Origin of the sequence: Nocardiopsis sp. TNDT3 (genome assembly GCF_003427465.1) — a bacterium.
Lineage (GTDB): Bacteria > Actinomycetota > Actinomycetes > Streptosporangiales > Streptosporangiaceae > Nocardiopsis > Nocardiopsis dassonvillei.
The window spans coordinates 1-5,529 of the sequence record NZ_QPFC01000762.1 but is presented as its reverse complement, the minus strand read 5'-3'; the positions used below and the strand labels follow the sequence as shown (position 1 = coordinate 5,529).

The window sequence follows — 5,529 nt, the reverse complement described above, 5'->3', positions numbered from 1 at the left end:
GCCGCGCCCTCCGGGGAGGGCGCGGGTCTGGGCACCTGGCGGCGCGAGCCGAGCACCCTGGTGCGGCGGGCCGCCCCGCTTCCGGAGGGGGCCGCGGCGCCCTTCGTGATCATCGCGGAGTCCCACGCGCCGGGCGCCCCCGCGGAGTGGGAGCCGCACGCGCACCCCGCGCACGAACTGGTGTGGGTGCGCTGCGGGGCGCTGACCGCCCGCGTCGGCGACCGCGTCTTCACCGTCTCCGAGGGGTGCGGGCTGTGGGTGCCCGCCGGGGAGGTGCACGCCGGCCGGCTGACGGCCGGGGCCGAACTCCACACCGCCTTCTTCGCCCCGGACCGCACGCCGGTCGCCTTCGAGGGCCCCACGGCCATCGCGATGACCCCGGTGCTGGAGTCACTGCTGATGCGCCTGGCCCGCACCGACCTGGACGCCGGGGCGCGCTCGCGCGCGGAGGCGGTGGTGTTCGACGTGCTGGAGCCATCGCTGCCCCAGCTCGCGCTGCGCCTGCCCGGCGAGGCCCGGGCCGACGTGATCGCCGACGCCCTGCTGCGCGACCCCGCCGACGACCGCTCCCTGGAGGAGTGGGCGCGCGACCTGGGCGTGAGCCCCCGCACGATCAGCCGCGCCTTCCGCGCCGCCACCGGGCTCTCGTTCGCGCAGTGGCGGCAGTCACTGCGCATCCACCGGGCGCTCCTGCTGCTCGGCGAGGGGCGCGAGGTGCAGGACGCCGCCGAACTCCTCGGATACGCCCAGACCAGCACCTTCATCGACGCCTTCCGGCGCGTGATGGGCACCACCCCGGGGACGTACTTCGGCCCTTCCCGGGCGGCCGTTGACCGGAATTCCGTATCCGGTGTCCGGAAGTCCTGATTGCAGCCACGGAGCGGCCGAATCTATTCTGAGTGAGTGAAGGCTAACCTAAGCTCCCGTTCGGGCGCCCGTGCCCGTGTCCGGCCGTATCCGCTGGTCGGGCAGTGTGCGCACGCCGTCCGCGGCTCCGTCCGCGCCGTGCCGCGTCCGTCCTCCGCCACGGCCGCCGCGGTCCCGGCACGCCCGGCGTGCCCAGCGCCGTGACGCGGGCGCACGCCCTGAGCGGGGACCGGCTGGTCCTGAGCTACGGCGGTTCCACGGTCGTCCACGGCGCCTCGCTGTCCCTGGAGGCCGGGCGCGTGACCGCCCTGGTGGGGCCCAACGGCAGCGGCAAGTCCACACTCCTGCGCTCGCTCGCCCGACTGCACCGCATCGACGAGGGACAGGTCACGCTCGGCGGCGGGGACGGGGAACCCGGGCGCCCGGCTTCCCTGCTCAGCGCACGCCGGTTCGCCCGGGAGGTCACCCTGTTCGCCCAGGCCCGGCCCACGCCGGAGGGCCTGGCGGTCAGGGACGTCGTCGCGTTCGGACGCCACCCCTACCGGCGCGGCCTCGCGGGGCTCTCCGACCAGGACCGGCGCGCCGTCGAGCACGCCATGGAGGCCACCGGGGTGCGGGACATGGCCGACCGGGCGGCCGGACAGCTCTCCGGCGGAGAGATGCAGCGCGTGTGGCTCGCCACCTGCCTGGCCCAGGACACCGGCGTCGTACTGCTGGACGAGCCCACCAACCACCTGGACCTGCGGTACCAGGTCGAGACCCTCGACCTGATCCGCGACCTCGCCGAGGACCACGGGGTCGCCGTCGGCGTCGTGCTGCACGACCTCGACCACGCCGCGCGCGTCGCGGACACGCTGCTGCTGCTCAGCGCCGGACGCGTCCACTCCGCGGGCGACCCGGCCGAGGTCCTCACCAGCCGCAACCTCAGCGAGGTCTACGGCATCCGGGTCGAGGTCGCCCACGACCCCCGGACCGGCCGCCTGCGCATCGACCCCGTGGGCCGCCACGCGGCCCGTCCCCGGTCCGCGAACGCGGACCACCCGAACACCGCGGAACAGAACAGAGAGAACCACCCATGACCCGTCTCCCCCGTCTCGCGACCGCGGCCTGCGCCGCCCTCGCCCTCGCCGCGACAGGATGCGGCACCACCAGCGTCGAGGAGCCCGAGACCGGCGGCGTCGCCGCGCCCGCCTCCCAGAGCTGCGCCGAGGACACCACGACCACCTCCACGGGCCCGGTGTCGCTGACCGACGGTGTCGGCCGACAGGTGGAGCTCGACCAGCCCGCCGAGCGCATCGCCGTCCTGGAGTGGCAGCAGGTCGAGGACGCGCTCACCCTGTGCGTCACCCCCGTGGCGGTCTCCGACACCGAGGGCTACAGCACCTGGGTGAGCGCGGAGGAGCTGCCCGAGGGCGTCACCGACATCGGCAACCGCGAGGAGCCCGACCTCGACACCCTGTACGCGCAGAACCCCGACCTGGTCATCGTGGAGGCCTTCAGCGCCGACGACGAGATCATCGCGCAGCTGGAGGAGCGCGGGGTGCCCGTCCTCGTCACGCTGGGCGCCGACCCGGCCGACCCCGTCGGGAACATGCGGAGCGTCTTCCAGATGATCGGTGAGGCCACGGGGCGCACCGAGCGGGCCGACCAGGTGATCGGGGAGTTCGACGCCCACCTCGCCGAGGCCAAGGAGCGCGTGGCCTCCGCCGACCTGCCGACGAAGGACTTCCTGTACTTCGACGGGTGGCTCCAGGGCGGCAACCTCACCATCCGCCCCTACGGCGAGGGCGCGTTGTTCACCGCCCTCGGCGAGGAGCTCGGGATGACCCCGGTCTGGACCGACGAGATCAACGAGGCCTACGGGGACGGCGGCGTCAACCCCTCCTACGGCCTGGCGCAGACCGACGTCGAGGGACTCACCGCCGTGGGCGGGGCCAACCTCTTCTACGCCAACGACGAGGGCGTCGGCGGCTACGTGGAGGCGCTGGAGGAGAACCCGATCTGGAACTCCCTCCCGGCCGTGGAGGAGAACCGGGCCCACGCCTTCCCCCCGCGGATCTGGGGCGCGGGCGGCCCGCGCTCGACCGCGCAGGCGGTCGACGCCTTCGCCGACGCGATCACGCAGTAATGAGCGGACCGGTTCAGGCCCCGCCCCGGAGGCCCCCGCTGCCGCGCGTCGGCGCGCGCGGCGGCGCCGCCGGGGCGGCGGTCCTCGCGGGACTGGTCGCCGCGATCCTCGCGGTGGCCGTGTGGCACCTCACCCAGGGGACCTCCGGCGTGGGGTGGTGGGACCTGGTGCGCTACGCGGCCGGGGAGCGGGAGGCCGTCGACGGGGTTCCGGTCGGCGACGTGCTGACCGGATCGCGGCTTCCGCGCCTGTTCGCCGGTGTGGCCGTGGGCTTCGCCCTCGGCGTCGCCGGGGCGCTGCTGCAGTCGGTCACGCGCAACGCGCTCGCCTCTCCCGACACGCTCGCGGTCACGGCGGGGTCCTACCTGGCCCTGACCCTGGTCGCCGCGTTCGGGTTCGCCGTCCCGCTGTGGGCCTCCGGTCTGGTGTCCTTCACCGGGGGGCTGCTGGCCGCCGCGCTCGTGCTGGCACTGGCGGGCAACGCCGCCGGAACGGCCACGACGCGGCTGATCCTGGCCGGTTCGGCGACCGCGATGGCCCTGGACGCGGCGACCGCGATGCTGCTGATCCTGTTCAAGGAGAACACCACCGGCCTCTTCGCCTGGGGGAGCGGCTCCCTGGCCCAGCTCAACATCGACGCGTCCCTGCGCGCGATGCCGCTCATCGCGGTCGTGCTGGGCGTGGCGCTGCTGCTGAGCCGAAGGCTGGACGTGCTGGGCCTGGGCGACGACACCGCGGCCTCGCTCGGAGTGCCCCTGCGCTCGACCCGGACCGCCGCGGTGCTCTGCGCCGTGCTCCTCACCGGAGCGGCGGTGACGCTGGCCGGTCCGATCGCCTTCGTCGGTCTGGGCGCGCCCGTGCTGGCGCGCCTGCTCGCCGGACGGATCCGGCCGCTGCGCAGGCACCTGCTGCTCGTGACCGCCTCCGGGCTCCTCGGCGCCCTCCTGATCCTGCTCGCGGACGCCGGGCTGCGCGCGCTGCTCGGCGCCGAGGGCGCCGCCTCGATCCCCACGGGGGTGCCCACGGCCGTGCTCGGCGGCCTGCTCATCGTGGTCCTGGCCCTGCGCCTGCGCGACGCGGGCCCGGTGCGCCGACCGCCGGGCGCGCGGACCGGACCGCGCACGCGGCGGCGCTTCCTCGGCGTCCTGCTGGTCGCGGCGGCCCTGCTCGTCTCGGCGGCGCTCGTGGGCCTGCTCGCGGGCAGCCTGTGGCTGCGCGCGGGCGACATCGCCCTGTGGCTCCAGGGGAGCGCACCCGACCTGATCGGCCGGTCCCTGGACGAACGGTTCCCCCGGGTGGCCGCCGCCGTACTCGCCGGAGCGGCGCTGGGCCTGGCCGGGAGCGCCGTCCAGAGCACCGTGCGCAACCCGCTCGCGGAGCCGGGTCTGCTGGGCATCACCGCCGGAGCCGGGCTGGGGGCGGTCATCGTGGTGACCGCCAGCCCCGGCAGCGGCCTGCCGTCGCTGGTCACCATGTCGGTCCTCATGGGCCTGGCCACGTTCGCGCTGATCGCCGCGCTGGCCTGGAGGGGCGCGCTGCGTCCGGACCGGTTCGTGCTGATCGGCATCGGGTGCGGATACAGCCTGAGCGCGGTCACGACGTTCCTGCTCCTGCGCGCCGACCCCTGGCAGACCCCGCGCATCTTCACGTGGCTGTCCGGCACGACCTACGGGCGCACCCTGCCGGAGGTCGTGCCGGTCGCCGTGGCGCTCGTCCTGGCGGCGCCGCTGATGCTCGGCCTGGCCCGCCACCTCGACCTGATCGCCGTGGACGAGGACACGCCCCGCATCCTCGGCATGCGGGTGGAGCGGACGCGGCTGGTGCTGCTCACCGTCGCCGCGGTCCTGGCCGCCGTCAGCGTGGTCGCGGTCAGGGTCGTCGGCTTCGTCGGGCTCGTGGCGCCCCACCTGGCCCGCGCGCTGGTCGGCGCCCGCCACGGGCGCAGCGTTCCGGTCGCGATGCTGCTGGGCGCGCTGCTGGTCTGCGTGGCCGACACCCTGGGCCGCACGCTGCTGGCCCCGGCCCAGCTGCCGGCCGGGCTCATGATCGCCCTGGTCGGCGCCCCCTACCTCGTCTGGCTGCTGCGCCGCTCCCGCGCGTGAACCGCCGATCCCCTCTGATCCGCACCAGGAGTGCCGAATGCCGTCCCACAGCCCCGACGCGCCCGCCCCGGTCGTCGTCCCCTTCGACCCGGCCGCCGTGCCCGCGCCCCTGGCGCGTATCGCCCCCGACCGGGTGCTCGAACGCTGGGGAGCGGTCGACCGCTCGGCCCACGCGCCCGAGATCGTGGCCGTGCCCGACGGGGCGGGGGAGGGCTGGGCCGCCGCCGCGCTGGTGACGGCGCGCCCGCGCACCGCCTACGCCAAGATCGTCGACGCCGTCGGCGACGTGCCCGCCGCCGCGGCGGCGGTCCTGTCCCACGCGCGGGGCCGGGGGCTCGTACAGGTCAAGTGGGAGGGGTGGACGGTCGGCGCGGAGGAGGCCTCCGCCGCCGGTTTCGCGCCGCTGGAGGCCCCGCGCGAGGAGGGCGGGGA

Annotated in this window: 4 protein-coding genes and 1 pseudogene; all 5 read left to right on the top strand. The window is 75.6% G+C overall.

Annotation, left to right across the window (positions count from 1 at the left end; genetic code table 11):
• A partial coding sequence (locus tag DQW06_RS18845; protein WP_232833073.1) for an AraC family transcriptional regulator occupies positions 1 to 867 on the top strand: 867 nt, incomplete at its 5' end.
• A gap of 188 nt (positions 868 to 1,055) precedes the next feature.
• Positions 1,056 to 1,946: an ABC transporter ATP-binding protein gene (locus DQW06_RS18840; RefSeq protein ID WP_117199016.1), complete on the top strand. Its 891-nt coding sequence runs from the start codon at positions 1,056 to 1,058 to the stop codon at positions 1,944 to 1,946.
• Positions 1,943 to 2,995 (top strand): iron-siderophore ABC transporter substrate-binding protein, encoded by a 1,053-nt coding sequence (locus DQW06_RS18835; protein WP_071622225.1) that lies wholly within the window; start codon positions 1,943 to 1,945, stop codon positions 2,993 to 2,995. The genes DQW06_RS18840 and DQW06_RS18835 overlap by 4 nt, the downstream gene beginning before the upstream one ends.
• Entirely contained in the window at positions 2,995 to 5,097 is a 2,103-nt protein-coding gene (locus DQW06_RS18830; protein WP_117199015.1) for an iron ABC transporter permease, read from the top strand. Before DQW06_RS18835 ends, DQW06_RS18830 begins: the two co-directional genes overlap by 1 nt.
• Before the next feature lie 37 nt (positions 5,098 to 5,134).
• Positions 5,135 to 5,529 (top strand): annotated as a pseudogene (locus tag DQW06_RS18825) (acetyltransferase); the annotation flags it as partial.

Coding starts and splice junctions, on each gene's coding strand:
- DQW06_RS18830 (WP_117199015.1), top strand. CDS start 2,995: ATGAGCGGACCGGTTCAGGCCCCGCCCCGGAGGCCCCCGCTGCCGCGC.
- DQW06_RS18835 (WP_071622225.1), top strand. CDS start 1,943: ATGACCCGTCTCCCCCGTCTCGCGACCGCGGCCTGCGCCGCCCTCGCC.